25 protein-coding genes are annotated in these 26,708 nt (G+C 39.6%); 21 read left to right on the forward strand and 4 right to left on the reverse strand.

Translation table 11 applies throughout. The features are described 5' to 3' along the window. Nucleotides 1–7 precede the first annotated feature (7 nt). Complete coding sequence (locus IGI89_RS12970; protein ID WP_087664112.1) at nt 8–985, forward strand: D-isomer specific 2-hydroxyacid dehydrogenase family protein; 978 nt, start codon at nt 8–10, stop codon at nt 983–985. 417 nt (nt 986–1,402) lie between these two features. Here the strand turns inward: IGI89_RS12970 and IGI89_RS12975 are convergent, their stop codons facing one another. Then, nucleotides 1,403–1,870: an Rrf2 family transcriptional regulator gene (locus IGI89_RS12975; protein WP_008380035.1), complete on the reverse strand. Its 468-nt coding sequence runs from the start codon at nt 1,868–1,870 to the stop codon at nt 1,403–1,405. A 115-nt stretch (nt 1,871–1,985) separates the two neighbouring features. Between IGI89_RS12975 and IGI89_RS12980 the strand changes: the two genes are divergently transcribed. The 8 genes from IGI89_RS12980 to IGI89_RS13015 all read left to right on the forward strand — a co-directional run bounded on the left by IGI89_RS12980 (nt 1,986) and on the right by IGI89_RS13015 (nt 10,100). Further along, on the forward strand, nt 1,986–2,831 hold the full coding sequence (locus IGI89_RS12980) for an SDR family oxidoreductase (protein ID WP_438735724.1): 846 nt from the start codon (nt 1,986–1,988) through the stop codon (nt 2,829–2,831). A 60-nt stretch (nt 2,832–2,891) separates the two neighbouring features. Then, nucleotides 2,892–3,701, forward strand: a complete 810-nt coding sequence (locus IGI89_RS12985) for a protein-ADP-ribose hydrolase (RefSeq protein ID WP_429969844.1) — start codon at nt 2,892–2,894, stop codon at nt 3,699–3,701. Further along, nucleotides 3,655–4,500, forward strand: a complete 846-nt coding sequence (locus IGI89_RS12990) for an SIR2 family NAD-dependent protein deacylase (RefSeq protein ID WP_244731704.1) — start codon at nt 3,655–3,657, stop codon at nt 4,498–4,500. Before IGI89_RS12985 ends, IGI89_RS12990 begins: the two co-directional genes overlap by 47 nt. A gap of 10 nt (nt 4,501–4,510) precedes the next feature. Further along, nucleotides 4,511–4,960 (forward strand): pyridoxamine 5'-phosphate oxidase family protein, encoded by a 450-nt coding sequence (locus IGI89_RS12995; RefSeq protein WP_429969845.1) that lies wholly within the window; start codon nt 4,511–4,513, stop codon nt 4,958–4,960. Between the two features lie 24 nt (nt 4,961–4,984). Further along, nucleotides 4,985–5,554 carry an NUDIX domain-containing protein gene (locus tag IGI89_RS13000; protein WP_430600973.1) on the forward strand — a complete coding sequence of 190 codons (570 nt, stop codon included), beginning with the start codon at nt 4,985–4,987 and terminating at the stop codon, nt 5,552–5,554. A 529-nt stretch (nt 5,555–6,083) separates the two neighbouring features. Then, on the forward strand, nt 6,084–7,034 hold the full coding sequence (locus tag IGI89_RS13005; RefSeq protein ID WP_218193063.1) for a zinc-binding dehydrogenase: 951 nt from the start codon (nt 6,084–6,086) through the stop codon (nt 7,032–7,034). Nucleotides 7,035–7,307: 273 nt separating this feature from the next. Next, complete coding sequence (locus IGI89_RS13010; protein WP_074535924.1) at nt 7,308–7,559, forward strand: hypothetical protein; 252 nt, start codon at nt 7,308–7,310, stop codon at nt 7,557–7,559. Nucleotides 7,560–8,057: 498 nt separating this feature from the next. Further along, on the forward strand, nt 8,058–10,100 hold the full coding sequence (locus tag IGI89_RS13015) for a glycosyl hydrolase 115 family protein (protein WP_429969987.1): 2,043 nt from the start codon (nt 8,058–8,060) through the stop codon (nt 10,098–10,100). An 85-nt stretch (nt 10,101–10,185) separates the two neighbouring features. On the opposite strand, the gene IGI89_RS13020 is transcribed toward IGI89_RS13015, so the two are convergent. Together IGI89_RS13020 and IGI89_RS13025 are read right to left on the reverse strand one after the other, a co-directional pair. Further along, entirely contained in the window at nt 10,186–10,698 is a 513-nt protein-coding gene (locus IGI89_RS13020; RefSeq protein ID WP_400450936.1) for a GNAT family N-acetyltransferase, read from the reverse strand. 289 nt (nt 10,699–10,987) lie between these two features. Beyond that, nucleotides 10,988–11,977, reverse strand: coding sequence for an AraC family transcriptional regulator (locus IGI89_RS13025; protein ID WP_429969847.1), 990 nt, complete (start codon nt 11,975–11,977; stop codon nt 10,988–10,990). Nucleotides 11,978–12,154: 177 nt separating this feature from the next. Here IGI89_RS13025 and IGI89_RS13030 point away from each other — a divergent pair, with 177 nt between their 5' ends. The 8 genes from IGI89_RS13030 (at nt 12,155) to IGI89_RS13065 (ending at nt 20,961) form a co-directional block, all read left to right on the forward strand. Further along, nucleotides 12,155–13,432: a PTS sugar transporter subunit IIC gene (locus IGI89_RS13030; protein ID WP_400450940.1), complete on the forward strand. Its 1,278-nt coding sequence runs from the start codon at nt 12,155–12,157 to the stop codon at nt 13,430–13,432. A gap of 72 nt (nt 13,433–13,504) precedes the next feature. Beyond that, nucleotides 13,505–14,971, forward strand: coding sequence for a glycoside hydrolase family 43 protein (locus IGI89_RS13035; protein ID WP_061054200.1), 1,467 nt, complete (start codon nt 13,505–13,507; stop codon nt 14,969–14,971). Beyond that, nucleotides 14,964–17,207: a beta-glucosidase BglX gene (bglX, locus tag IGI89_RS13040; RefSeq protein WP_429969988.1), complete on the forward strand. Its 2,244-nt coding sequence runs from the start codon at nt 14,964–14,966 to the stop codon at nt 17,205–17,207. Before IGI89_RS13035 ends, bglX begins: the two co-directional genes overlap by 8 nt. Nucleotides 17,208–17,442: 235 nt before the next feature. Next, entirely contained in the window at nt 17,443–18,147 is a 705-nt protein-coding gene (locus IGI89_RS13045; protein WP_061054198.1) for a flavodoxin, read from the forward strand. Nucleotides 18,148–18,615: 468 nt separating this feature from the next. Continuing rightward, a complete protein-coding gene (locus tag IGI89_RS13050) occupies nt 18,616–19,497 on the forward strand; it encodes a LysR family transcriptional regulator (RefSeq protein ID WP_420657547.1) in 882 nt (293 codons plus the stop codon). A 164-nt stretch (nt 19,498–19,661) separates the two neighbouring features. After that, nucleotides 19,662–20,228: a flavodoxin gene (locus tag IGI89_RS13055; RefSeq protein ID WP_429969848.1), complete on the forward strand. Its 567-nt coding sequence runs from the start codon at nt 19,662–19,664 to the stop codon at nt 20,226–20,228. After that, nucleotides 20,197–20,541 carry a carboxymuconolactone decarboxylase family protein gene (locus tag IGI89_RS13060; protein ID WP_061054196.1) on the forward strand — a complete coding sequence of 115 codons (345 nt, stop codon included), beginning with the start codon at nt 20,197–20,199 and terminating at the stop codon, nt 20,539–20,541. The genes IGI89_RS13055 and IGI89_RS13060 overlap by 32 nt, the downstream gene beginning before the upstream one ends. Next, nucleotides 20,542–20,961 carry a cupin domain-containing protein gene (locus tag IGI89_RS13065; RefSeq protein WP_061054195.1) on the forward strand — a complete coding sequence of 140 codons (420 nt, stop codon included), beginning with the start codon at nt 20,542–20,544 and terminating at the stop codon, nt 20,959–20,961. It begins immediately after the preceding gene. A gap of 211 nt (nt 20,962–21,172) precedes the next feature. On the opposite strand, the gene IGI89_RS13070 is transcribed toward IGI89_RS13065, so the two are convergent. Then, entirely contained in the window at nt 21,173–22,027 is an 855-nt protein-coding gene (locus IGI89_RS13070) for a LysR family transcriptional regulator (RefSeq protein WP_042890734.1), read from the reverse strand. A gap of 117 nt (nt 22,028–22,144) precedes the next feature. On the opposite strand from IGI89_RS13070, the gene IGI89_RS13075 reads away from it, so the two are divergent. The 4 genes from IGI89_RS13075 to mdcD are packed head-to-tail and all read left to right on the forward strand — an operon-like array spanning nt 22,145 to nt 26,708. Then, nucleotides 22,145–23,059 carry an ACP S-malonyltransferase gene (locus IGI89_RS13075; protein ID WP_430600972.1) on the forward strand — a complete coding sequence of 305 codons (915 nt, stop codon included), beginning with the start codon at nt 22,145–22,147 and terminating at the stop codon, nt 23,057–23,059. 5 nt (nt 23,060–23,064) lie between these two features. Further along, nucleotides 23,065–24,711 carry a malonate decarboxylase subunit alpha gene (gene mdcA / locus IGI89_RS13080; RefSeq protein WP_194188465.1) on the forward strand — a complete coding sequence of 549 codons (1,647 nt, stop codon included), beginning with the start codon at nt 23,065–23,067 and terminating at the stop codon, nt 24,709–24,711. A 25-nt stretch (nt 24,712–24,736) separates the two neighbouring features. After that, nucleotides 24,737–25,036: a malonate decarboxylase subunit delta gene (locus IGI89_RS13085; RefSeq protein WP_005226050.1), complete on the forward strand. Its 300-nt coding sequence runs from the start codon at nt 24,737–24,739 to the stop codon at nt 25,034–25,036. Continuing rightward, nucleotides 25,026–26,708: a biotin-independent malonate decarboxylase subunit beta gene (gene mdcD / locus IGI89_RS13090; protein ID WP_438735725.1), complete on the forward strand. Its 1,683-nt coding sequence runs from the start codon at nt 25,026–25,028 to the stop codon at nt 26,706–26,708. Before IGI89_RS13085 ends, mdcD begins: the two co-directional genes overlap by 11 nt.

A 26,708-nucleotide genomic window follows, 5' to 3' on the forward strand; every position in this document is an offset into this window, starting at 1 on the left:
GAATCAAATGAAAAAAACGGCGATCGTAAACGCGAATAGTTTTGGGAAATACTTTCCAGAATACATGGATCAGTTAAATAAACAAGTCGGGGAAACAAAACGTTTCAAATTTCCTTCAGACATCTCTCCTGAGGATTTAGCAGCTGAATTGAAGGATTTTTCCTTCATCATTATCGGGACCGAACCTAGATTGCCTAAAAGTTTTTTTGAAAAAATGCCTAAACTTCAATTGGTCGTACGCTTTGGGATCGGCTATGATAACGTGGATGTTATCGCGGCTAAAGAAAACAAGGTAATGGTCTCCAATATTCCGGCGTATATGGAAAGAGACGATGTTGCCGAATATGCCGTATCTTTGATTTTGACTGCAGCGAAATTAGTTACCTACACTGCTGAAAAAGTGAAAGAAGGTGAGTGGTCCAAAGATCGTGGACGATACTTAGGTCATCGCTTGAACAAGAAAACGATCGGCATTTGTGGTTTTGGAAACATTGGTACACGAGTTGCGGAGATTATGCAGGCATTTAACTGTAAGATAATTTGTTACGATCCGTATCTTTCTGTCGAAGAAGTGGAAAAACGCGGTGGAGAAAAGGTGGACTTTGACGAATTGTTGGCACAAGCAGATATCATCTCTCTGCACATGAACTGTACGGCTGAGAACAAAGGATTATTCAATAAGTCAGCCTTCAAGAAAATGAAAGCCAGCGCGGTTCTGGTTAATACTGCTCGAGGTGCTTTAGTAAATGAAGAAGATTTAGTGTTGGCATTAACGGCTGGCAAATTTGGTAGCTATGCCACTGATGTTTTAGAAAATGAACCTCCAACAGCTGATCATCCATTTATGAACCAAGAGAAAATTGTTTTGACACCTCATATTGGGGCTTATAATCATGAATGTAATGAAATGATGTGCGAAAGTGTCGTTGATGACATTGCTAGAGTTAATGCTGGTGGAGAGCCGAAACATTTGTTGGAAGGATAAAACTTAATTATTGAGCACGGAGATCTTAACTTATCAGTAATGATGGGAATAGAATAGATTCATTTGATTAGACATACATTATGGGATTAAAACTTGACCTAGAAATAGCAAGTGGAGAAATCGGTTTTAATCGTTCTGTATTTTCGGGCATAATAATCAAAGAATAAGGCCAACGATTGAGAAATAAATAAAAATAATCACTATCAGGAATGAATTGAATGGCAGACAAAAATTGATCTGCTCAGCCTATGAGATACATCCGGTTATCTAAGAGAAATAGTCAGAGCTGCAGAAAAAGCAAGTGAATGACAACGCTATTTCTTATGAGTGGTGTCGAAAGATGTGAAGACGTAGATCAATTTCATTTGTAACGAAAAAGCCCACTGAGATGTCAGTATCTCAATGGGTTTTTTGGTTTTATAAAAATGGCTCAAGAAAAGATTTGTTTTCCGGTCGTTTGCTTTCCTCTAAACTTGCAATACTTGTTAATAGAGAGAACAGATTGATTTTCGCCATTTTTTCTTCGACAGTTACTTGCAATTCATTATACGCACCATCCAGTACTTCTTGTATATTTGCACCAACAATGCAGTCTGGATTCGTTTTAGGATCGACTTGAATGAGATTTGTGTTTCCATGAATACTTTTATATATATCAAGTAGACTAATATCTTTGGGGTCCTTTGCTAAATAGGGCTTTGGTTTCCCAGTAGTTGTTCGAATCAGTCCAGATTTTTTTAAGTTTGCCATTATTTTTCTGACATTTGCAGCATTAGTTTCTACACTTTGAGCAATCATCTCACTTGAGAGCATATTAGTATCTTTATAGATGACGATATAACACATAATATGAATTGCATCACTGAGTTGAATAGAATATTTCAAGTGAATTCAGTCCTTTTTAGATTTTCTTCTTGACTTATCTTAACATACTATTTATTATATAGGTGTATCTTATAATTGTACAGCTGAATGTACGAACTAAAAAGGAGTGTTTTATATGACATATTTAGTAACAGGAGCTACTGGTGGTTTTGGAGGATATGCACTTGAATTCTTGAAAGATTTAGTTTCTAAAGATCAGATCTATGCTTTGGTACGATCTGAAGAAAAAGCAGCTACACTAAAAGAGAAAAGCTACAATGTAAGAGTAGGGGATTATTCTGACATCAATTCGTTGAGTAACGCTTTTGACGGCATTGACCGCTTGCTTTTTGTGTCTGGCGCACCAGGCAATCGTCAAGAAGAACATGCTAATGTGGTTAAGGCAGCCAAAGACGCTGGTGTTCAGTATATTGCTTATACAAGTTTTGCTGATGCAGATCACTCAACAAGTGCATTAGCTGCTGATCACATCTTTACTGAAAAACAAATCAAAGAAGCGGGAATTGCGCATACATTTTTACGTAATAACTGGTATTTAGAAAATGAAATGCCGATTATTGGCGGTGCTTTAGCTAGTGGGAAATTCGTTTACGCAGCTAAAGAAGGCAAAACCGGCTGGGCTTTGAAGCGCGAATATGCTGAGGTTGCTGCAAAAGCACTAGCAGGAACAGAATACCCTGAAATCCTTGAATTATCGGGCAGCCCTATTACTTATGCTGAATTAGCAGCAGCTTTAAAAGAAGCAACAAGGAAGGAAATCGAAGTAGTTTCATCTGATGATCAAACCTTTGTAGATAGTTTGACAGCAGGCGGTTTACCACAACCTGTTGCAGAAATGTTCTTGTCTTTCCAACATGATATTAAAAATAATCAATTAGATGTGACATCTAGTGACTTTGAACAAGCTTTGGGTAAGCCTTTGACGAGTCGCGTAGAAGCAATCAAAGAGTTGTTAAATTAGTCTTGCTATTTCCCGATTATCGAAAATAATCGGGAAATTTTTATAAAGAAGGTGTTGACGATGAACCATAGCGAAAAGAGGAAATGGCTGATTAACTATTTATTAGAGGAAAACAGTCACTTAAGTAAAATAGTAGATGCTAGCTCGGATGATCCGAAAGAACAAAATGATTTATTGCGATGCTTATTAAATATAAGAGAAGCGCGACCTATTCATAAGGACTTTATTGACATTCAAAATCAATTTCTTTTAGAAGAAAGAGCTGAAAATCAGATTTTTTCACTAAACGATGCGCAACAGTATACAAAAAACCTTTATCTCTGGCAAGGAGATATCACGAGGTTGGAAGTGGACGCCATCGTAAACGCTGCAAACGCACAGCTACTAGGATGTTTTGTTCCATTACACAGGTGCATCGACAATGCGATCCACTCTGCAGCAGGTATTCAATTAAGACTAGCATGCAAAGAAATCATGGACGCACAAGGGCATTTGGAAGAAACCGGCTATGCAAAAATCACCGACGGCTATAACTTGCCTGCCAAAAAAGTGATACATACTGTTGGGCCAATCATAAAAGATACCGTAACTAAAGAACACGTATCCTTATTGGCTGACTGTTATCGTCGCGTCTTGTTGCTTTGCGAAGAGTATCAATTGAAGAGCGTCGCTTTTTGTTGTATCTCAACAGGAGAATTTCGTTTTCCCAATGAGTTAGCTACAGAGATCGCTATCAAAACAACGCAAGAATATGTAACGCGTGTTCATTCACCTATAAAAATTATTTTCAATGTGTTTAAAGACATTGATAAGGAGTTGTACCATGAAAAACTACAACAATTATCAGAAAGTTTATCAAAAGATAACTGAAGCAGAGGCAATCGTTATCGGTGCTGGATCAGGCCTTTCTGCTGCTGCCGGGTTAACCTATTCTGGTGAACGGTTCAAAAAATATTTCAGAGACTATATTGATTATTATCATTTAACCGATATGTATTCTGCCGGATTTTATCCCTTCGATTCATTAGAGACGTATTGGGGTTATTGGAGTAAACATGTTTTTCATAATCGATATCAGCCTGAGGCTTTGCCGCTATATAAAGAGCTTCTATCTTTGGTAGAAGAAAAAAATTACTTTGTCATTACTACTAATGTAGATCATCAGTTCCAAAAGACGGGCTTTGATAAGAGACGATTATTTTATACACAAGGTGATTATGGGTTATTTCAATGTTCACGTGCCTGCCATAACAAGACGTACGAGAATGAATCATTGATTATGCAAATGGTCCATCAGCAGAATCAGTTCAAAATTCCCAAGCACCTCATACCATATTGCCCCAAATGTGGACAACCGATGCGGGTCAATTTACGGATAGATCAATTTTTTGTACAAGATGATGGTTGGGAAAGCGCAGCTAACCGATACAAAGAATTTCTAGAAAATTATTTAGGTACTAAAATCGTTTTTTGGGAGATCGGTATTGGTAACAACACGCCTTCCATTATAAAATATCCATTCCAAGAAATGACGAGGGCAACGAATCAGTCGACCTATATCGTCTGTAACCAACAAGCACAACGCATACCAGATGAACTCATGGATAAAACGATTATTCTACAAGGAAATATAGTTGAAACGATCAGAGAAATCGATAATTTTAGATAGGAGCGCATTCATGGACCATTCAAAAATGAAGACAGAAGATTATTTGAATTATTTAAAAAATGAGATTCATTCTACCGTTTTCGCCACAGTAGACGAAAACGGAAATCCGGTCACCAGAGTAATCGATATTATGTTGGTAAAAGAAACGAAGCTGTATTTTTTGACTGCAATATCCAAGCCGTTTTATAAACAGCTCAAAATGAACCCGGTCGTTTCCATCACAGGTATAGAAGGAGAAACATCAATGGAATCGTTTTCTATTACCTTACAAGGGAGAGTAAATGAAATAGGCTCTACCTATTTAGATGAAATTTTTGAGAAAAATCCTTACATGGCAAAAATATACCCCTCTGTAGAAGACCGAAATGTTTTACGAGTCTTTGAAATTTATAAAGGCGTTATGTCAATCTTTGATTTAAGCAAAAAGCCTATCTATCAAAACGCTAAATCTTTCGGATAACTCAAAGCAAAAGGAGACAATCACATGGCAAATAAAGTATCAGAAGAGGAAATGAACGAAGAAGAGTGGTTAAGCTGGTATAAGAAGCAGGAATTACCACAATATCCAAAACCAGCATTTACTGTTGACAATTTGATATTCAATGTCACGTCGGATGCAGTATACATTTTACTTGTCAAAAGAAAAAATCATCCTTTCAAAGGAAGGTTCGCTTTGCCAGGTGGCTTCGTTAACGAAGGAGAAAATATCATTAAGGCTGCCATCAGAGAGTTAAAGGAAGAAACGGGCGTGGAAGTGCAGGAAGTTTCTTTATTAGGTGTATATGGAGATAAAAATCGGGATTCCCGTGGATGGACTATTTCTGCTGTTTATATAACTGTTCTACAGCAGATGAAGACTCTTTATGCAGGAGATGATGCTTCTGAGGCTTTTTGGTATAGGGTTGATAAGGACAAAGTACTCTATCAATATGTTACGTCAAAAGAACGATCCTCTACGGAGAACTGGGAATCTCTTTTTGCTTTTGATCATGCGCAAATCATCCATGATGGATTTAAGTGGTTGAACGACGAATTAAGGCAAAGAGGCCTTTAACAAGTAGAAGCGATGTGGCTTAATTTTTTTCGAGTGGGGATAATTATTTATATGATAAAATTGATTGATCGCCGGGCGACTTACGCCATCTCTTTCCTGATATCCTCTAAAAACCATGGATAGTCAGTTTGGTTCCGATGTAATGAACTACTTCTGAGGATTTATCAGACTTAAAAGATGATGGCTTCAAATCCTCACTTCTTTCTCTTAGTAATAGTCAGCTTTGTTATAATCCTGTTTTACACAAAAGTAGTTGATTTATCTAGGAATAAGGTGGGTTAGACATAACTGGAATTGATAAGGAGGATCTGAACGAATAATCTACTTTGACGAATCTCATCTAGAAGAATAGAATGAAAGTATCTTCGTGAGAAGGTGCTTTTTTTATAGTAAAAAATGACCAAAAGAACTTAAATTATTTATTTTTATATGATTTCAATCTAATGATAGTTGGCTAAGTGATAGAGCTTTGGTTTCATAAAGAAAATCACACGATTTTGATTGGCAAAAGATAGGAGATGTTTTGTGCATGAAGGCATTGTACTTTAAAGAATTTGGCGATTCAGATGTGTTAACTTATGGTGAATTGCCTGATCCCGTCATTCAAGAAAATGAGCTAATGATAGAAATGATGTATATTGGGTTGAATTATGCAGATATTTATCGAAGAAAGGGCAGCTATCATATTGAATCCCGAGACCCTTTTATCAATGGCTATGAAGGAGTAGGGAAGATTGTTCAAAAAGGAACATCAGTCTCCAAATTTCAGCTAGGGGAAACGATTCTTTTTGTGGATGTTCCTTTTGCCAACGCAGAATTGGTGGCTGTTCCTGAGGAAAATGCCATCCGTATTCCATCTGGTATACCACCTAAATTAGCAGCCAGTATTGGTCTGCAAGGGTTGACAGCTGATTTTTTAGCTCATGATCTTGGCAATAATGTGAATAATAGTAAGGTCTTCGTCCATGGGATAAGTGGTGGTGTCGGACAAATTTTATCGCAACTATTAACCGCAGATGGTCTAGAAGTTTATGGCGTCACTTCTACGGAAGAAAAGCGACAACTGGCTTTAGACCAAGGAGCAAAACATGTCTTTTTAAGAAATACAGAATGGCAAGAAACCTATATTTCTTTCTTTGATACCGTTTATGATGGCATTGGGCATACATTAGCCGAAAGTGTCGACTTGCTCAAAAATAGAGGGAAGGTTATCTTTTTTGGCATGGCCGGCGGAAATCCGCCAGCGATCGACTTTATTCCCTTGTTATCAAAATCAAAAAGTATTTTGACAGGGGATCTGTGGGATTACTTGACAAGTTTTCAAGAGCGGGAGAGAAGAAGCACCCGACTGTTTACTTACTTTAGCAAGGATCAAATGAAAATCAGTCAACCAACCATTTTTTCCTTAGCTGACGGAAAAGCTGCCCATGATTATTTAGAATCTGGAAAAAGTGTCGGGAAAATTTTGCTGCAACCATAAGAAAGTAAAAAAGCTAAATGACTTTATCAGAAAAGATACACCGAATGTTTGCTAATTCACTAAATTATCTTTTTATATAATCGATACTTTTCTTATGATAAATCATTAAGGATAAAAATAAGTATAAAATGAGTAGAATATTGCAAGAATCTAATGTTTTCTGTTTCTTCAGTGAGAATCAGATAAAACTTTGTGATAAACAGTACATTTAATTTGAAAATATTTAATTACAGCAGTAAGATAAATATATCAAATACTTAAGGAGTGATATCTATGACAAACTATGAAGAAAAGGAAGCAAAAGCATTGGTAAAGATTGCCGAGGTTCTTGATAAGTTAGATGAGAATTTAGCTGAATTAGACACACTAGATGCTGACGCAAAAAAACATAGTATGAAGAAATGGATCGTTGAGAAAAAAGCGATTCACAAAATCAAAAAGATCGCACACGAAGCCGGTAAGTATGAAAAGTACGATGAAAAAGCACTACAAAAAGAAATTGATGAAGTTGAGAAGTATATGTAATTGAAGAAAAATAAGAAATTGTCTTCATTATTCAGCAATTGAAATCTGAATTGATAAAAGCCAGATTTTAATTGAAGATTTAGAATTGACGATGATCTCACTAAGCCCATGCTCTTATGAGTGTGGGCTTGTTTGCTGTACATATGATTAAACACGACAAGCTGAATAGGCATGGAAGATCATGTTCTACAACGACAAGATAAAACCTTAGTTAAAGGAAGACGGGGAAAAATCAAAAAAAACAAAGAAAGTCTGTTTTTTCGTTTTTTTCATCGACTTTCTCCATTTTTTTAGACAAGCTTTTCGCTTATTCTAAATTTATGAGCGGTATCAAAGTAAAAAGTTAACAAAACGTTTAGACCATTTGAAAATACCTTTGCAGAAAATAGTGACGAGAGATTTATGGCTGATAAGCAATTCGATTGCCTTTTACAACATAGTAGAAAGTTCTTTATTGAAGATAAAATAATAAACTATATAGATGAAACGGGTGATTACATGGAAACAACATTTTTCATTTCTAAAAATACTTCTGTTACGTCAAAACAGTTGGAAAATGAAGTGATTGGACATGCTTGCGAGATCTTGCAACGTGACATTTTAACCGTTGTGACAGACACGAGGAAGGCAAATAAAATTGAATTGGTTTTACTTGATGAAAAAAATGAAACGGATGCTTTTCATATACTTTTCGTATCGCCAGATAAAGTAAAAGTGTGTGCTGAAACACCGTTAGGATTAATGTATGGGGTTCTTGAAATCTCTCATAAAATTTTAGGTGTTCAACCCTTTTGGTATTTCATGGAGATTCCCCCAATAAAAAAGCCATTTATTGAATGGACAGGTTTTGACTTAACATTGCCTGATTTTGCAACGGACTATCGGGGCTGGTTCGTTAATGATGAGTTGCTGCTGGATCAATGGGAAGATAATGGTTCAAATGAATATGTATGGGAACGTATTTATGAAACATTGTTACGTTTAGGCGGAAATGTCATCATCCCTGGAACAGATAAGAACAGTCATAGACATCGAGAAAGTGCGCAAGCGATGGGGTTGATCTATACACATCATCATGCCGAGCCACTAGGCGCTGAGATGTTTGCTAGAAGGTATCCCAGTTTGAAGGCTTCATACGAGGAACATTTTGTGTTGTTTCAGGAATTATGGAAAAAAGCCTTACACGAGCAAAAAGGTACCAAGGTTATTTACACACTCGGTTTTCGTGGACAAGGGGATTGTCCTTTTTGGTCAGAAGATCTTGATCGACAGTGGTCTGCAGCGGAAAAAGCAGTAGTGATCAACGAAATCGTCCATCTACAATATCATATGGTTAAAGAAGTCGATCCTCATGCAGTATGCTCGATGAACATTTATGGGGAGATGACGGAATTATTTAATCTTGACTTACTTGAGCTTCCAGATGATGTGATTGAGATTTGGGCGGATAATGGTTATGGCAAAATGGTTTCTCGTAGACAAGGGAATCACGATCCACGAGATGAGGTGTTAACAAACACACCAAAACCAAATCAATCAAGAGGAATCTATTATCACGTTGCCTTTCATGATTTACAAGCATCTAATTTCTTGACGATCTTGCCTAATAGCCCAGAATTTGTTTCTAGAGAGTTAATGGCGGTTAGAGAAGTCAAGATGGATAAGTTTGTCTTAGTTAATACAGGTAACATAAAACCGCATATTTTGTTCTTACAAGAAATAGCGAATTTCTGGCGAGCAGATTATCAGTTACGAACCAATCAAGAGATAATTTTAGAGCATGTAACACAATACTATCAAAATCAGCAAGAAGAGATCCAAGCTGTCTATGAAGCTTACTTTGAAGCGGTTATCCGCTATGGAACACATGAGGATCAAACCGCTGGGGATGAGTTTGCCTGTTATTTGATTCGAAAAATTATTCAATCCTGGCTCAAGCAAGAAACAAAAATTCCGAGGTTAGAATGGTTGATGGGTGATCGGAAAATCAAGGAGCAAGTCACAGAAATTTTCTCTATGATAGGAGAAAAGATAGTAGCCTGGGAGAATCTATTGCTGAGATGCCAGCAGATTACATTATCCCTTCAGGATAAAAATCCGGAAAATGCTCGCTTTTTTAATGATATTTACCTCTCAGTAGCCGTTCAATGCAAAACATTAAAAGCACTGCTCCGTTTGTTAGACGCTTATCAGATGATTGATCGGGAAGAAATGGTTTTTGTATTTGTAAAAGTTTTCGATGCGTTAGAAGAAATCCATCAACTAATTCAAATACTGAAAGAAAATCCAAGTGATACATGGTATGATTTTTATGAAAACGATGGCTATACCAACCTAACATTGACAAAAGAGATGATTAAAAGTCTGTTGTCTTACATTCGCATCATTGGCGATGGTCCAGATCAAGACCAGTGGGAGAGAAAATATATTATGGACTCCACTGAATCAAGAGTTATGTTGCTTTCAAATACTAAAAAAGCGTTGACGGATGAAAAGTTAGCAAGAAAAATCAGAGTAAGTTTTAGAAAAGTTCGTAAATAATATTAATTTGAGATGAAACGCCATTCAAAAGTTAGACTTAATATCTTACTTTTGAATGGCGTTTCATCTAGTATGCAGTTTTTTATTAGAATTCATTAGGCGTGTTGGCCAATTCTAGCACCATATTATACCAAGCAACACCTGCATGTTGTGATTCTGACAGTCCTTCTAGTTGATAGCCATGCTTTTTGTAATATGGAATCAATGATTCTAAACAAGTTAAGGTGATTCCTTTTCTATTTTGAAGACGACATTGTTGTTCAAGAACTGACAGTAGTTTACTACCAATCTGGCAGTTTCTATAATCAGGAGCGACAGCTAAGCTAAGAATACTTTGGTAGCCACCAAAAGGCTGATTAGGACGAGTACTTTCAAAAAGATCGTCAGAGAGATAACGTTTAGAAATAATGGGTCCTACAACGTAGCCGATCGGATAATCCTTTTCATTTACTGCAACAATAAAACTGTCACTTATTGTAAGTATACGATCCATCATCGCAGATTTGGATGCTGCTTCATCCGCTGTAAATCCTGCATTTTCAATCTGCATGATTTGATCAATATCATCTTCTTTTGGTGGTCTGAAAAAAACGTTCATTCAATCACTCCTATAATATTTAGGAATAGTTTATCATATAATGATCCTATTAAAATCCATCTTACGCGCTTCTATTTTATTTTTGCTTGTCTAACGTTTTTTAACATAAATGCGTTGACTTTTTCGCCACATATTTGAGGAAAATCGAAAGATAAATGGAAAAGTCGTTAATAAATTATTGTTTACAACTTTCTTTCAAACTCTTTAATAAGCCTTAGAAATTTTATATGGAAAGATAATTAAAAAAAAGATTGGAGAGCCTTAGTGGTAAATCAACTTTATGATTTATTCAAAAATGAAGCTTTCTTCTTGTACCAGGAGTAATGCCATATGTTTCTTTAAATTTTTGGTAAAAGAAATTAATATTCTCAAATCCGACTTGTTGCGAAATATCAACGATATCCATGTCAGTTGAAAGTAAAAAACGATCAGCTGCCAAGATACGTTGATTGATTACAAGTTTTTTGTAAGAATAGCCGGTGTTTTTTTTTAAAAGATTGGACAGATAATTAGGATTAAGGTTGAATTGTTTCGATAATTCTGTCAAAGTCACATTTGCATAATTTTTCTCAATGTATTTCAAAATTGGAACAATCGGGCTCTTTCGATATCGATCAGAACGATCCGTATAAGAGTCTTGATAGATATTCACAAGATCCGAAATGATCAAACTCAACAACCCTTCACAAATGTCGGTATATGCTGTTGAACGATCGAACCATTCGCATAACAACTCTTTAAAAAAGAACTGTAGACGTGTCCTTGTTTCTGAAGCAAAATGAATAAATCGATCATGTTTCATTCCATGAGTGATGGCTTCAATAAAAAATGAAGTCAAAACGCTGTCCGAGGAAAAACGGTTGAAGAAATTTGCAGTTAAATAGTACTTGGGAATAATCAAATTAATGAGAATATCATTTTCGCCAAGCGGTTCAATCTTGTGAACAGTGTTTGCATCCATCAGCAAAATTTGCCCTTCATACAGAAAATGTGGCTCATTGTTAATGATCTGCTGACATTTTCCAGCATACATATAATTAAACTCGATCCAATCATGGCAGTGAATCGGATAATTTTGAAAACGAGAATGCCGTTTTATAAAAAAAGGCTGTTCTTGCGTAATCATCTGTGAATTTGTCAGTTCCATGCAAAGAACTTCTTGACCATTGACAACTACTTTTTTATAGTCGGAATAATCAGGTTTCAAATTTCCGTTTCGATACGCCTTTTCATGATTAGAAACCTTACGGATCAGCCTGTCTAGGGATAAATGGTCCATCGTTGCGCTCCTTTTTTATCGATTTTAACAATCAAGAATCAAGTAGTCAAATCTGTGTTTTTGTCAAAAACAAGTCAGGAATTGATATTCGCTTTCGCTAAAGAGTCTGTTATATTGATAACAAGTTGAAATTGAAGGCGCTATCAAATCAACAATAAATGATTGGAAGGAAATATTATGAAAGAAAAAATCACAGGTCATTTCGATAAATTAAGTCCTTTTTTTGACAAATTAGGCAACAATGCTTATTTAAAATCGATCTCCGGGGCGATGATGGGGACACTAGGTCCTATTTTGATCGGCTCGATCGCTGTTTTACTTCTAGTATTACCTAATAGTCTTCCAGCACTTTCATTTTTAGCTGGTTTCGCAAATGTTTTTAGCAAACTAAATCAAATAACTATTGGCTCGATGGCTGTTTATGTCGTGGTATTAATGGCTTATCATTTAGTGAAAAATCTACGTCCGACAGAAGATGGTATTTCTGCTGCTATTATCGCATTGCTTAGTTTCTTTATCATTACCCCTCTAGGTACAACGACGGATGAAGTCAGCGCAATTCCAGCTACTTGGCTAAGTGCACAAGGAGTATTTTCCGCAATGATCGTTGGTTTGGTAAGTGGAAGGGTATATATTTGGCTGAAAGACAAAGGTTGGACAATCAAAATGCCAGCAGGTGTACCTCCTATGGTAACAAAAGTGTTTGAATCAATTTTACCTACGATTCTTATCAGTGTGCTCTTCATTGTACTAAATTCACTCTTTGAAGCAACCAGCTTCGGCAACATGCATCAGTTTGTTTACAGTATCATACAAGAACCGCTTCAAGGGATCGGAGGATCAATCAGTGCAGTCATTCTGATCTCACTGATTCAACAGGTTTTGTGGTTTTTCGGTATTCATGGAACAAATGTCGTTATGCCGATCGTTCAAGCCCTGTGGATGGCAATGGACGTCGAGAACTTAAACGCTGTTGCGGCAGGCCAAACACCGCCAAACATTACTGGCTATGCATTCTTTATGATCATAACTTGGAGCGGTATGGGCTTAGGATTAGCATTATTAATGCTGCGAGCGAAAAGCAAGCAGTATCGAGAAACAGGGAAAGTCGCAATTGTTCCAGCTCTTTTCGGAATCACTGAACCATTGATTTTTGGTACGCCTTTGGTATTAAACTTTAAATTAGCGGTACCATTCATTACCAATAATAGCATTGCTTTAATTTTAGCTTATGTTTTAACACATTTTGGATTTGTCGCTCGTTTTACTGGTGTTACTGCCATTTTCGGTTTACCAATTGGGTTCCATGCTGCTGTTCAAGGGAAACTGTCGATTATCATCTTACAGTTGTTCATTCAACTGATTTTGTCCCCAATACTATGGTATCCGTGGTTTCGAAAGCTGGATAAAGAAACCTATCAATTGGAACAAGCCGCATTGAAGGAGCAAGTGTAAACCCGAAAAAGAAAGCGGCTAGTGTCGCTTTCTTTTTTCTATGTGGCAATACAAAGAGAAAAGAGGAGCACAATGAAGTATACCAATCCGGTTATCAAAGGATTTCATCCTGATCCGAGTATTTGTTTCGATGGAAAATCATACTATTTAGTCTGTTCAAGTTTCGAATATTTTCCTTGTCTGCCGATTTTTAAAAGCCAGGATCTACTCAATTGGCAATTTAAACAGTATGCGATTGATTGTCCAGATCATATCAATCTGAAAGAAATCAGCAACTCGATGGGACTTTTTGCCCCAACGATCCGCTTCTTTGAGGAAACATATTTTCTGATATGTACAAATGTCACTCAAGGGAATTTCATCTGCCATACGAAAAACCTTGACCATGGCTGGTCTGATCCAATCTGGATCAATTGTCCTTTTGGGATCGATCCCTCGCTTTCATTTATTGATGGCCGATTTTTCTTCCAACTTGCTGCATCAATGAAAGGGAAAAACAGCATTCTACAATTTGAAATCGATCCTTACAGCGGGAAAATGCTGACAGATCCGGTAGAAATCAGCCAAGGGTGCGGTGGACGCGACGCGGAAGCACCACATCTTTTCAAGAAAGACGAATGGTACTATCTTATATTGGCGGAAGGTGGCACAAGAGAAGGACATATGGTAACGATTCAAAGAAGTAAATCAATCAATGGTCCATATGAAGGAGCAAGTATGAATCCTATCCTCTCGAATAGAGATATCAAGTCGCCGCTTCAAGCCGTAGGGCATGCAGATTTCTTTCAAGATAAAGAAGGTTTTTGGTGGCTGACAGCTCTTGCGACTAGGCCCAAACGTCATTTTACCCTGCTTGGTCGTGAAACGATTCTATTACCTGTAGAGTGGATTGACGGTTGGCCAGTTGTCAACCAGACAGGGAACGCATCGGTTGAAGTTGAAACAGATCGTTTTTCAAAGAGCGTTAAGCAGCGGAATGAACCGGTACCTTTTCTCTGCAAGAAGTTGCAGAGTGTACGTTTGCCAATTGATTATACGTATGATACTGATTTGGTCATTGATAACTTACCGACCCGTTTAGGAACTTCTAAGGACGAGCCCATTGCCTTTTTGTCCTTAAGTCAAGCTGATACTGACTGCTGCTTTGAAACGACATTGATGGTTGACGAATGTCAGGAGGGAACTTTTGGCATAGCAATCTATAAGGATGACCTGCATTTTTGCCAATTCGGATTGCGAAAAACAAAACACCAAACAGAGCTTTTTTCCAGCAAAATCATCTTCGATTTACATCTGCATCGATCCAATAATTTAAAAGATAGAAACAGACTGACCCTGAAATTATCTGGAGACAGCAATAGCTACAATCTGCTGATTATAGATGGAACGAGTACTGTAGTGTTTAAAGATCAAATCGCTGTACGTCATTTTACAAACGAATGTTCTGACTCAAAATTTACCGGTGTCCAGTTAGGAGTTTTTGCAGAAGCAGCTACAGGAAAGACTCGCTTTATCACACCAGAACTAAGATATCAATAGAAAAAACTATGCGAGGAGTAATAATATGAAAAATCAAACACTGGTACAATTAGTCAACCAACTGACCTTAGATGAAAAAATCGGCCAATTGGTGCAGTTATCTGGAGAATTCTTTCACGGAAGCGATTTGTCTTTGGGTCCTCAGCAAAAACTTGGCATCGAACAACAAACCATCGATGTTGTCGGTTCAGTACTAAATGTCACAGGGGCTCAAGTAACTCGAAAGATTCAAACAGACTACTTAAGAAAAAGCCGACACAAAATCCCTCTATTGTTCATGGCAGATATCATTTATGGATACCGAACAGTCTTCCCGATTCCTCTAGGATTGGGAGCAACATGGAATCCGGCGTTGATTCAAAGCGCCTACCAAGCCGCAGCCCAAGAAGCAAGAGCGGCTGGCGCGCATGTAACTTATGCACCGATGGTCGACTTAGTACGCGATGCTCGCTGGGGCCGATGCTTGGAGTCGACAGGAGAGGATCCGCTGCTAAATGCTGATTTTGCGAAAGCGATGGTAGAAGGCATTCAGCAGGAAAAAGGGGGGGATCTGTTCGGAATCGCTGCCTGTGTTAAACATTTTGCTGCTTATGGAGCAGCAGAAGGCGGACGCGATTATAATACAGTTGATATGAGTGAACGCAAACTGCGTCAAGACTACTTAATCGGCTATAAAGCGGCTGTCGAGGCTGGATGCAAACTAGTCATGACTTCTTTTAACACGTATGATGGTATTCCCGCTACTGCTAATCAATTTCTGATCAAACAAATTCTAAGAGAAGAATGGCAGTTTGACGGAGTCGTTATTTCGGATTATGCAGCTGTTCAAGAATTGATTCCTCATGGGATTGCTGCGGATGATCGAGAAGCGGCCAAATTAGCGATCGAAGCAACAAATGACATCGATATGAAAACCCGCTGTTATGCGAAAGAGCTTCGTCCGCTGCTGGAAAGCGGTGCGATTGATCAGCGGTTGATCGATGACGCTGTGTATCGTGTCTTGAAACTTAAAGAGGATTTAGGGCTGTTTGAAGATCCTTTCCGTGGCAGTTCAGAAGAAGTAGAGGCTCAAATACTTTTATCCGAAGAGAACCGGCAACTTGCACGAAAAGTTGCCTCCGAAGCGATCGTTTTATTGCAGAATAAGCAAGAGGTACTTCCTCTTACTCCAAACAAAGAGAAAATATTACTCGTTGGTCCCTATGGTGACAACCAAGCAATGATTGGTTTATGGGCAGTACACGGAAAAACAGGGGATGTCACAACATTAAAAACGGCGCTCCAAAATGCAGTTACGGAAAAATATGTTCATTACGAACCAGGTTGTCCGCTTTTAGAAGATGATTCTATACTTGGAGACTTTGGCTATACTGCCAGCGGCAATTCCTCATCAGCTGCACAGCAAGATCTTTGGCTGAAAGAAGCGTTGAAATCTGGCACTGAGGCAGACATTATTCTTTTTGCTATGGGGGAACACAGTTTGCAAAGTGGGGAAGCTGGCAGTCGAACGGACCTTCATTTACCAGCTGTTCAAAGAGCTTTTATTAAAAAAATTACCGCTCTTGGTAAAAAAAATATCTTGATCAATTTCAGTGGTCGCCCACTGGTGCTAAAAGAAGAAACAAAACAAATGGATGCAATATTACAGGCATGGTTTCCTGGTACAGAAGGAGCACAAGCAATCGTTGATATACTTTTTGGGAAGGTCAATCCTTCTGGTCGTTTAAGTATGAGCTTCCCAGAAGATGTAGGGCAGCTGCCACTTTACTACAATCACTTCAATACTGGAAGACCATTGAACAGCAAGACACATACAGGACGTTTCGTTTCGAAGTATCTGGATTGCTCAAACGAGCCGCTCTTTCCATTTGGTTATGGGTTGAGTTTTGGGGAAGCATCATACCATTCGTTAAAATTGAGTGATTCAACCATGAATGAAACGTTGGAAGCTGAAATTACGATCCGCAACAATTCTGCTTACTCCAGATTGGAGACAGTCCAGCTTTATATCAGAGATCACGTTGGATCGGTAGTTAGGCCTGTGAAAGAATTAAAGAAATATCAAAAAATCTCTTTGTCAGCTTATGAAGAAAAAACCGTTCAGTTCACAATAACAAAAGAAGATCTTTATTATTATCAAAAAGACATGAATTATGGCGTCGAACCAGGAATGTTTACTTTGTTTATTGGAAAAAATTCATCTGAGGGCGAATCAACAACTTTTGAACTTCTCTGAATTTCCTTCGCTGGCCCAGATTAAACACTGAAAAACAAGATAGAACAATAAGAGATGAGACTTGGGAGAGCTGTAGAACAACAGGAATTGTTTTACGGCTTTTCATTGTGTTGATTTTGTGAGAAATTGGTAAAAGAAAATCTAAAAACGCTTCTAGCGTATTGCCCTAAAGTACACTTCAGGAAATATACTTAAAAAGTCAATCTGATTGATAATAAGAAAAAGGGGTAATATGATGAAAAAAATTTTGTATGGAATACTTTTTTTAGTGATCTTTCTCACCGGATGTGGTCAATCACAAAATGAAGAGACAGAAAATGGTGCGACGACTGACAATACAGCAGAAGTTGATGGTCTAGAAAGTGAACAAGTAGGGAATGGAGGGGTAGAAGCTACGATTGCCATAGCATACTTTACACGTCCAGAGAATTTAGAACAAGAGCCTGAGATCGAAGCTGTTTCAAGAGCCAGTTTTAATATAGTAGACGGTGAACTCGCAGGAGATGTGCGCATTTTGGCTGAAATGATCGCAGAGGAGACAGGTGGTGAAATATTCTCCATTCAGACAGTATCAGGCTATCCAAATATTTATGATGAACATACAGCTACAGCCACTGTAGAGGTGGAAGAGGATGCGAGACCAGAATTGATAGAGAATACTGAAGAACTAGAAAATGCAGACGTTCTTTTTATTGGATTTCCTATTTGGTGGAACCGGGCACCGAGAGCTATTTTAACATTTCTTGAATCAAATGATTTTAGCAACAAACAAATCGTTCCATTTGCAACACACGGTGGTAATGGATTAACAAATAGTCAAAATGAATTGGAATTGCTATATCCAGACTACGAATTTCTCCCAGGATTTGGGGTAAGAGGGGGAAATGTGGAAGCGTCTGAAACGAACCTGCAGGATTGGCTAACGGAAATTGGATTCTAGCTATTTCTTTAGGTATCAGCAGATGGATGATACCTTTCTTGAAAAATAAAATGAAACATAATATTGTTATGGTAAACTAAATTTAATCGGAAGTCACAGCTACAATGAAGGAACATAAGGATCTTCATCGCAGCTGATTTGTAAAAAAAATCTATTATTAACTTGCTACATGAGCTTGTATAGATATTTAGACTATCTCGGGTAAGAATAAGCATAACAAAAACCCACTTATCCTACGTCAAATGCCATAAAATAAATAGCTGATAAACCTGTTCGTTTGTGCGAACAGGTTTTACATGTCATTCCATAAAACGATCTTCTTAAAATTCTACAGTCTTCTCCGCTTTTTTAGCATGATTCGCTGAATTAGCGATTCTTTGTTATTATTAAAAATGAATAGACCAAGAAGTAGGATGATTCTTTTCATTGCTAAGAGTTAAAATGTTGCAAAAAAGAGGAGGCGATTTAGTGGAATTTCGTTTATTAAAATATTTCTTCACGATTGCAGAGGAAGGGACAATTTCTCAAGCTGCAGAAGTGCTCCACATCACCCAACCGACATTGAGCCGTCAATTAAAAGAATTAGAAGATGAATTAGGAACGGCTCTTTTCATTCGTGATAATCGTACAATGCTCTTAACGGAAGCAGGTCGTTTTTTAAGAAGCCGTGCCGAGGAGATATTGAGTCTAACGGATCAAACCTTGCAAGAGTTTGAAGCTCGTAAGAAACAGTTGTTTAGTGGTCATTTCACAATTGGCTGTGTGGAAGCAGATAATTCCGACACGCTTTCTTTGATGTTGGAAGAATTTATCAGTGACTATCCAGATGTCCGCTTTCATATTCACAGCGGCACAGGAGATGATATCAACGAGCGTTTGGAGAAAGGCTTATTGGATTTGGCGATTTTGATCGAACCTATCGAGATCGAGAAATACGAAAAAATCGTTCTACCAAGAAAAGAGACTTGGGGCATACTGACATCGGCTGATTCTTTTCTCGCCCATAAAGAGGAGATCACACCAGAAGATATCAAAGGGGTGCCTTTGCTAGTGTCAAGGCGCCCGGAAGTTCAGCAAATGTTCAGTCAATGGTCAAAAATACCAATAGAAGAATTACCGATCGTTGGAACATATAACTTGATTTTCAATGTCTTTTCCTTAGTAGAAAACCATGTTGGTTCGGCGTTGACCATCAGCGGAGCTGTCGGAGAACGTAGGGATGAAACGATCAAATTTTTGCCTTTAGTCCCTCAAATCGAAACCAGCTGTGTCTTGGTGTGGAAAAGAAATCGTGTGATGTCGCCGGTTGTGACGGCGTTCATTGCCCGCTTTCGTGACGCTTTTGAATAATTGCATCCTAAAAGCCAAAAGAAGTGGAGTGATCCGCTTCTTTTGGCTTCCACCTCTCCCTATGCTTCGTAAGCATAGGGACTTTTTATAGAAAGCATTATTCAACGGCTCCGCTTTGCCTTACTATTAAATATACCAAGAAGAGAAACCAAGGAGGTGACAAAATGCCGGCAATACTTGTGTATTCACGAGCAGGGGAGAATCTTATTGAAGGGCAGCGAAAAAAGCTGATAGTGGGAAATACGCGGGTTCTAGCAGAGAAAATAGCAGAGAAATTACAATGCCCGCTTTATTCTCTTGAACCGACTTATCCTTACCCTGAAAGCTATCAAGCAATGGTCGAGCTAGCAAAAAAAGAAAAGGCGGCTAATGATTTCCCCCTCTATCAAGAGGTATCGACAGCGTTTTTTAATGAACGGGTCTTGTTTATCGGTTTTCCCAATTGGTGGGGCACATACCCGATGATCCTAGCGAGTTTTTTAAAAGATCACCGATTGGAAGGGAAGATTATTTTTCCGTTTTGTACTCATGAAGGCTCAGGATTCGGCAATAGCATTGAAGACTTTAAAAAGACTTGTCCTGATGCAGTTGTTTATCCTGGATTAGCTGTTCGTGGTTCAAGAGTAGCTAAAGCGGATATAGCTATTCAAAATTGGTTAAATCAGTATTTCATTAAAATAGATGAAGGAGTCGATCGATATGGTCAAGAAACAAACAGCAGGAAGAGATAACTTAGGCAACTTTGCGCCGAAATTCGCGCAACTGAATGATGATGTGTTATTTGGTGAAGTTTGGTCACGTGAGGCAGAATTGGCTCCTCATACGAGAAGTTTATTGACGATATCTGCCTTGATTTCCGGTGGCAATTTTGAACAGTTGACTGCCCATTTGACGATTGGCAAGGAAAACGGGATCACTGTAGAGGAAATTGCAGAAGTAATCACTCATCTGGCTTTCTATGTTGGCTGGCCCAAAGCTTGGTCTGCTTTTAACATCGCCAAAACGGTTTATCAAGAAGAGTTAGCAGAAGTGGAGGAAAAATAAATGTCAAAAGCTGATGCAGCAAAAGAAGCAGGAATCTTTTTATTGGGCAACACAAATGATGCCTATGCGCAATATTTTAGCGGTCAGAGTTACTTGAATCCGTTAGTAGCTGATCCAGCGATTCCAGTCAACATTGGCAATGTGACCTTTGAACCGGGTTGTCGCAACAATTGGCATCGGCATATCAATGGTGGGTATCAATTGTTGTTGGTGACCGCAGGAAAAGGCTGGTACCAAGAAGCAGGTAAGAAACCGCAAAAACTTACTGTTGGGGATGTCGTAGTCATCAAGGAAGGGGTCAAACATTGGCATGGTGCAGCAAAAAATAGTTGGTTTGCCCATGTAGCGATTACTGCTGGTGCTTCAGAATGGTTAGAAGCAGTCAGTGATGAAGAATACGATCAATTGCCTGACGCATAAGTGATGGTAAGGCAGCCGTACTTGAAGGCGTGTAACAAATCTTATGAGGTCTCACCTGACTGGCAGCCAATACTGTGGCTAGTCAAAAGAGATCGAAGAGATCAATGTGAATGAATGTACGGTCGATTCGATGATTCAACCGGGGTAAATAGGAAAGAAAAAAGAAGCGTCCACTTGCACAACTAACGTGCGAGTGGACGCTTCTTTTTGTTTAGCCAAGATAAAATTCAATCAAGGTTTTTGCAATCAATTTTGTCATAGGATGACCTTTCGTAAAGCTTGATGCCAAATAGATCGTCCTTGATAAGGGAAAATCTGCTAGTTCACGTAAAACGAAAGGTGCCTCATCTTCATAACCCCAAGTAATTTTAGGAAAGAAGGTGATTCCTAGTCCTTGATTGATAAGGGAGCGCAGCGTCGCTGGATCGTCCGTCGTTGAGCCGATAGTCAAACTGATTTTTTTTGCTTCAAAAGCTTCGTCGATGGTTCTACGCAGCGGGCTGTTTTCAACCAGCATCAGCAAAGGCACGTGTTGGATATCGGCAACTTGCAAGTCTTTTTTTTCTGCCATGGGGTGCTTTTGGGGGATCGCCAGTAAGATGGGTTCCGTGAATATCGGCAGATTAGTCAAGCCGTTCTTTGGCTCTGAGGTAATGTAGAAGGCTTGTTCTTTGTTGGTCTCCTTACTGCCGTGCTGCTTGATCGAAAGTTGGATCTCAGGGTGCTTTTCAACGAATGTCGCCACCAAGTTAGGCAAGGAAACGGATGCGACTTCAGAGTAGATCGTCACCGCCGGGACCATTTCTCCATTTAAGGCTTGGATCGCACTCATTCCTTCGTCGAAACGTGCTAACGTCTCAACGACATAGGGATAAAATTCTTCAGCATACATCGTCAACTCGATATGCCGACCGGCATGATAGAACAAAGGAACGCCTAGTTCACTTTCTAGGTGTTTCATGGCACGGCTCAAGGCAGGTTGTGAGATGTATAATTCTTGTGCAGATTGGGTAATATTTTTCGATTCGGCTACTTTTTTAAAGTAGCGTAAATGATCAAGGTTCATCAGATACTCCTCTTTCCATACCTTTTGGTTATGGATATTCACGAAACTGGTATTTTTTATTATAACAAACTTCCGTTATTATGACACAGGAAAGAGAAATTGTTTAGGAGGTGTTTCATGAGTACAGGTTTCTTATACCCAGGACAAGGCAGTCAGACCAGCAAGATGCTTGAGGACGTGCCTGCCAGTTATTTCCATCGGCTAGAACAGGCGACAGGCTTTGATTTACACCCTGTATCGGGGGATCTCAAACAAGATACCGTCTCTATTCAGTTGGCCCTTTTAGTAAAAGCGGCTTTTTACACGGACCAGATGAAAGCATCTGGTGTGCAACCTCAGCTTGTGGCGGGGCATTCGATTGGCGCTTTTTCCGCTGCGTTAGCTTGTGAAAGCTTAAGTTTCGAAAACGCCGCTAGCTTGGTCTATCATCGGGCGACACTGATGAAAGAAGCCTATCCGACTGATTATGCCATGGGGGTACTGGTTGGTGTAACGAGAAGTGAAGCAGAAGCGCTCGTGGCAAATACATTTGATCCTGCTGCTCCCGTCTATTTATCAAATGAAAATTGCCCCATGCAGCATACGATCTCTGGTCATATCAAAGGCTTGCGCAAGACGCTAGCTCAAGCGAAAGATTATCATGCGCAAACCGCCAAACTTTTAGCAGTGCCTGTCCCGTCCCATTGTGTGTTGATGGCAGAACTCGTGAAACGGTTTGCGCCATTTATGAACACGGTATTCCTTGATGTGCCTATCTGTCCCTACCTCAAAAATACGGATGGTCGGATGACCATGAACCCTGAAGAGATCCGTCGAGATTTGCTGCAAAATATTGCTTTTCCGGTGCAGTGGAACAAGATCATGGATGTTGCCTACGAAGCAGGACTTGATTTGGCTCTTGAATTTCCTCCGGGCAATACCTTAACAAAACTGATCCAAGCAAAATTTGGTAAAAACAAAGCGATCCGTGTGATCAATTTGGATCAACATGGCATGGATGATGCTTTATTCCTATATCAAAAATGGAGATGAATACAATGGAAAAACCTGCAAGAAACTGGGCAAGTAAACGTGAAAAGAAAGCCCAAACCATGAAAAAAATCGAGCATCTTCTCGATGGAAAATATGTCCCAACGGAAGCAATCATTGGAGTCTTAGAACAGTTGATCCGTCCGGGAGACAAAGTGGTCCTTGAAGGCGACAATCAAAAACAAGCAAGCTTTCTATCAAAAAGCTTAGAACAAGTCGATGCTCAAAAAGTCAACAATTTGCATATGATCATGTCGAGTATCTCCCGTCCAGAACATTTGACGATATTTGAAAAAGGCATTGCAACGAAAATCGATTTTTCTTATGCAGGCGCACAAAGTACGCGCGTTGCCCAAATGATTGAAGACAAAACTATGAAATTAGGGGACATTCATACGTATTTGGAATTATATGGTCGCTTATTTATTGACTTGATTCCGAATGTGGTCCTTGTGGCGGCGGACAAAGCCGATCGCCAAGGAAATCTTTATACAGGTTACAATACGGAAGAAACGCCAACGATCGTCGAAGCAGCAGCCTTTAAAGATGGGATTGTGATCGTTCAAGTTAATGAAGTGGTCGATCGTTTGCCGCGGGTCGACATTCCCAGCGATTGGATCGATGTCGTCGTGGTAGCAGACCAACCGTATCAATTAGAAGCCCTCTTTACGAGAGATCCGCAAAACATTACGGAATTACAAATTTTGATGGCGATGATGGCATTAAAAGGAATCTATGCAGAACATGAAGTACAATCGTTGAATCATGGGATCGGTTTTAACACCGCTGCGATCGAGTTACTTTTACCAACCTATGGAGAAACGCTTGGAATCAAAGGAAAAGTAGCGAAAAACTGGGTCTTGAATCCTCATCCAACGATGATTCCAGCTATCGAATCTGGTTGGGTCGAAAGCATCCACAGTTTTGGTGGGGAAGTTGGTATGGAAAAATATATTGCCGCTCGACCCGATGTATTCTTTGTCGGAAAAGACGGCACGATGCGCAGCAATCGAGCATTATCACAAACTGCAGGTCAATATGCCATCGATATGTTTATCGGTTCGACCTTACAACTAGATTATCAAGGAAATTCTTCTACAGTGACGAAAGGCCGCTTATCTGGATTTGGTGGTGCACCAAATATGGGGCATAATCCGGGGGGCCGTCGGCATTCGACTCCAGCTTGGCAATCCTTGCGGGATGAAACAGATCCTTTAGCAAAAGGACAAAAATTAGTCGTTCAAATGGTTGAAACGTATGGTTCCAATAAAAAACCTGTTTTTGTAGAAACGTTAGATGCGTTGGCTGTCCAAAAGCAAGCTGGTTTAGCCAATGCCCCAATTATGATCTATAGCGAAGATACGACGCATATCGTGACAGAAGAAGGCATCGCTTATCTTTATAAAGCAAACTCAAAAGAGGAAAAACAAGCAGCCATCGCAGCCATCGGTGGTGTAACTCCACTAGGAATGACCAGCACAAAAGCTTCTCTGGATGCCTTGCGCAAAGCGGGAATCGTGAAATTACCAGAAGACTTAGGGATCAAACGCAGTGATGCCAAACGATCATTGCTAGCAGCTCAAACCGTTGATGATTTGATCGAATGGTCCGATGGGTTGTATGAACCGCCAATGAAATTCAGAACGTGGTCTTAATAAGAGCAAGAGGAGAGAAGAAGAGATGGAAAAATTAGCTTATACGTATCAAACAACGAAACCAGTCACCAAAAAAGTCCATGTTGGCGTGGTTGGTTCTGGTGACTTGGAAATTCTGCTTTTTCCAACGGACAAACAAGAAACCACCGTTTCAGTGTGTACAGGAAGTGACGGCTTTGGCGATGTGTGGCAAAATGTCTTGACGCGTTTTTTTGAGCGCTATCCAATCAGTGCGCAAATCGTGATCAACGACTTTGGCGCCACTCCCGGTGTGGTTTACCTACGATTAACCCAAGCAATGGAGGAACTAGCAGATGAAGAATAGTTTTGTAGAATTAAATGCCAGAGAACGGGTGCACGCCTTATTGGATGCCAAGAGCGGTCGTGAATTGATCGATCCATTCGACCAAATGATCGCACCCAATCTGGTGGCTCAAGACATCGTGCCACAAAGCGATGATGGGATCGTTGTGTGTCGTGGAACGATTTCTGGAGAAAACGTGGTCGTGATCGCTATGGAAGGAAAATTCCAAGGTGGCGGGATCGGTGAAGTTTCTGGTGCTAAAATCATCGCTGCATTGACGCATGTGTTGGAAGAAAACCAAAAGGGCAATCCGATCACACCGATCATCATCCTCGATACTGGTGGCGTACGCCTCCAAGAAGCGAATTACGGCTTATTGTCGATTGCAGAAATCGGCAATTTGATCGTTGCAATAAAATCGTATGTGCCAGTGATTGGCTTAGTGCCAGGTCGGGTGGGTTCTTTTGGCGGTATGTCGATTACCTCAGCACTTATGAGCTACTTGATAGCGACGAAGAAAGCCCGTATCGGTTTGAACGGTCCTGAAGTCATCGAACAAGAAGCTGGCGTGAGAGAATTTGATTCCAGTGATAAAGATTTGATTTGGAACACCATTGGCGCCAAACAACGTTTGGCAGCACAAATGATCGATGAACTAGTGACTGACAGTGTCGAATCGATCCAAGAAGCTGTGATTGCGGCGATGGTTAAAAAGAAAGACAGTCATCGCAGCGAAAAAAGTGGTTTTTATCTTTCTCTTTTAAACGAACTTGATCTATCAAAGCCGCTGACTATCGAGGCATACAATAAGGCTCTTGCAGCGCATAAAGCAACTGAAGTGGCACCTATTACTGTAACAGAAGGCAAAGAAGCTGCTGCTGACAGTATCGGTTATCACTGGTTTTCAGCATTGACGAATCTGCAATTCCCAACCTCAACTAGTGCAACTGTCTATGCAGCTGCATCTGACCTTTTTACTGAAGAAGTCGTTGTTACAGCGATCGTGCCAAACCCAACTAATCCGATGTATCGGGTACGCAAGGGAGAAGTTGGTTTAGTCGAAGGGTATGAGATGGGCCACCTGTTAGAAACTGTTTATCAAGAAGACAAAGAGAAAGCAGTCAAACGGCCAATCATTGCGGTCATCGATGTCCCTAGCCAAGCGTATGGCTACAATGAAGAATTGATTGGTATTCATTCAGCTTTAGCAAACAGTGCGGCAGCTTATGCCAAACTACGCCAAGCGGGTCATCCAGTGATCGGTTTTATCGCTGGTAATGCGATCTCTGGGGCTTTCTTAGCGCATGGCTTGCAATCAAGTCGTCTGATCGCACTAAATAGTGAAAAAATCACTGTTCAGGCAATGTCAAAAGAAAGTGCAAGTCGGGTCACCAAACGGTCGATTGCCGCGATTGAAGCCGCTGCGGAAAAAGTACCAAGTATTGCTTATGATATCAAAAATTATACGAAACTTGGGGCAATCTTCACTTTCTTATCCTCCATTACGGATCAGTCTGTCACCTCTGAAAGCAAAGCGACTGTAATTGAAGCGATCAATGAGGCGATTGATGATGTGCGTAAAACGAATGACACGATGTTGACCAGTCGCTACACCAATCCGATCGCTAAAAAGAGCGGCCGGCTGGAAACGAATAACGTATTTGAAAAAATGAATGCAGAATGGAATGAGTAA

The organism is Enterococcus sp. AZ141 (assembly GCF_051714385.1).
GTDB lineage: Bacteria > Bacillota > Bacilli > Lactobacillales > Enterococcaceae > Enterococcus_D > Enterococcus_D entomosocium.

Excerpts from the sequence above, each read along its gene's own strand:
- IGI89_RS13030 (WP_400450940.1), top strand. The coding sequence starts at position 12,155 with ATGAAAGAAAAAATCACAGGTCATTTCGATAAATTAAGTCCTTTTTTT.
- IGI89_RS13020 (WP_400450936.1), bottom strand. The coding sequence starts at position 10,698 with ATGAACGTTTTTTTCAGACCACCAAAAGAAGATGATATTGATCAAATC.
- IGI89_RS13065 (WP_061054195.1), top strand. The coding sequence starts at position 20,542 with ATGTCAAAAGCTGATGCAGCAAAAGAAGCAGGAATCTTTTTATTGGGC.
- mdcA (WP_194188465.1), top strand. The coding sequence starts at position 23,065 with ATGGAAAAACCTGCAAGAAACTGGGCAAGTAAACGTGAAAAGAAAGCC.
- IGI89_RS13075 (WP_430600972.1), top strand. The coding sequence starts at position 22,145 with ATGAGTACAGGTTTCTTATACCCAGGACAAGGCAGTCAGACCAGCAAG.
- IGI89_RS12970 (WP_087664112.1), top strand. The coding sequence starts at position 8 with ATGAAAAAAACGGCGATCGTAAACGCGAATAGTTTTGGGAAATACTTT.
- IGI89_RS13070 (WP_042890734.1), bottom strand. The coding sequence starts at position 22,027 with ATGAACCTTGATCATTTACGCTACTTTAAAAAAGTAGCCGAATCGAAA.
- IGI89_RS12980 (WP_438735724.1), top strand. The coding sequence starts at position 1,986 with ATGACATATTTAGTAACAGGAGCTACTGGTGGTTTTGGAGGATATGCA.
- IGI89_RS12995 (WP_429969845.1), top strand. The coding sequence starts at position 4,511 with ATGGACCATTCAAAAATGAAGACAGAAGATTATTTGAATTATTTAAAA.
- IGI89_RS13010 (WP_074535924.1), top strand. The coding sequence starts at position 7,308 with ATGACAAACTATGAAGAAAAGGAAGCAAAAGCATTGGTAAAGATTGCC.
- IGI89_RS12990 (WP_244731704.1), top strand. The coding sequence starts at position 3,655 with ATGAAAAACTACAACAATTATCAGAAAGTTTATCAAAAGATAACTGAA.
- IGI89_RS13015 (WP_429969987.1), top strand. The coding sequence starts at position 8,058 with ATGGAAACAACATTTTTCATTTCTAAAAATACTTCTGTTACGTCAAAA.
- IGI89_RS13060 (WP_061054196.1), top strand. The coding sequence starts at position 20,197 with ATGGTCAAGAAACAAACAGCAGGAAGAGATAACTTAGGCAACTTTGCG.
- IGI89_RS13025 (WP_429969847.1), bottom strand. The coding sequence starts at position 11,977 with ATGGACCATTTATCCCTAGACAGGCTGATCCGTAAGGTTTCTAATCAT.
- IGI89_RS13085 (WP_005226050.1), top strand. The coding sequence starts at position 24,737 with ATGGAAAAATTAGCTTATACGTATCAAACAACGAAACCAGTCACCAAA.
- mdcD (WP_438735725.1), top strand. The coding sequence starts at position 25,026 with ATGAAGAATAGTTTTGTAGAATTAAATGCCAGAGAACGGGTGCACGCC.
- IGI89_RS12985 (WP_429969844.1), top strand. The coding sequence starts at position 2,892 with ATGAACCATAGCGAAAAGAGGAAATGGCTGATTAACTATTTATTAGAG.
- IGI89_RS13055 (WP_429969848.1), top strand. The coding sequence starts at position 19,662 with ATGCCGGCAATACTTGTGTATTCACGAGCAGGGGAGAATCTTATTGAA.
- IGI89_RS13005 (WP_218193063.1), top strand. The coding sequence starts at position 6,084 with ATGAAGGCATTGTACTTTAAAGAATTTGGCGATTCAGATGTGTTAACT.
- IGI89_RS13045 (WP_061054198.1), top strand. The coding sequence starts at position 17,443 with ATGAAAAAAATTTTGTATGGAATACTTTTTTTAGTGATCTTTCTCACC.
- IGI89_RS13000 (WP_430600973.1), top strand. The coding sequence starts at position 4,985 with ATGGCAAATAAAGTATCAGAAGAGGAAATGAACGAAGAAGAGTGGTTA.
- IGI89_RS13035 (WP_061054200.1), top strand. The coding sequence starts at position 13,505 with ATGAAGTATACCAATCCGGTTATCAAAGGATTTCATCCTGATCCGAGT.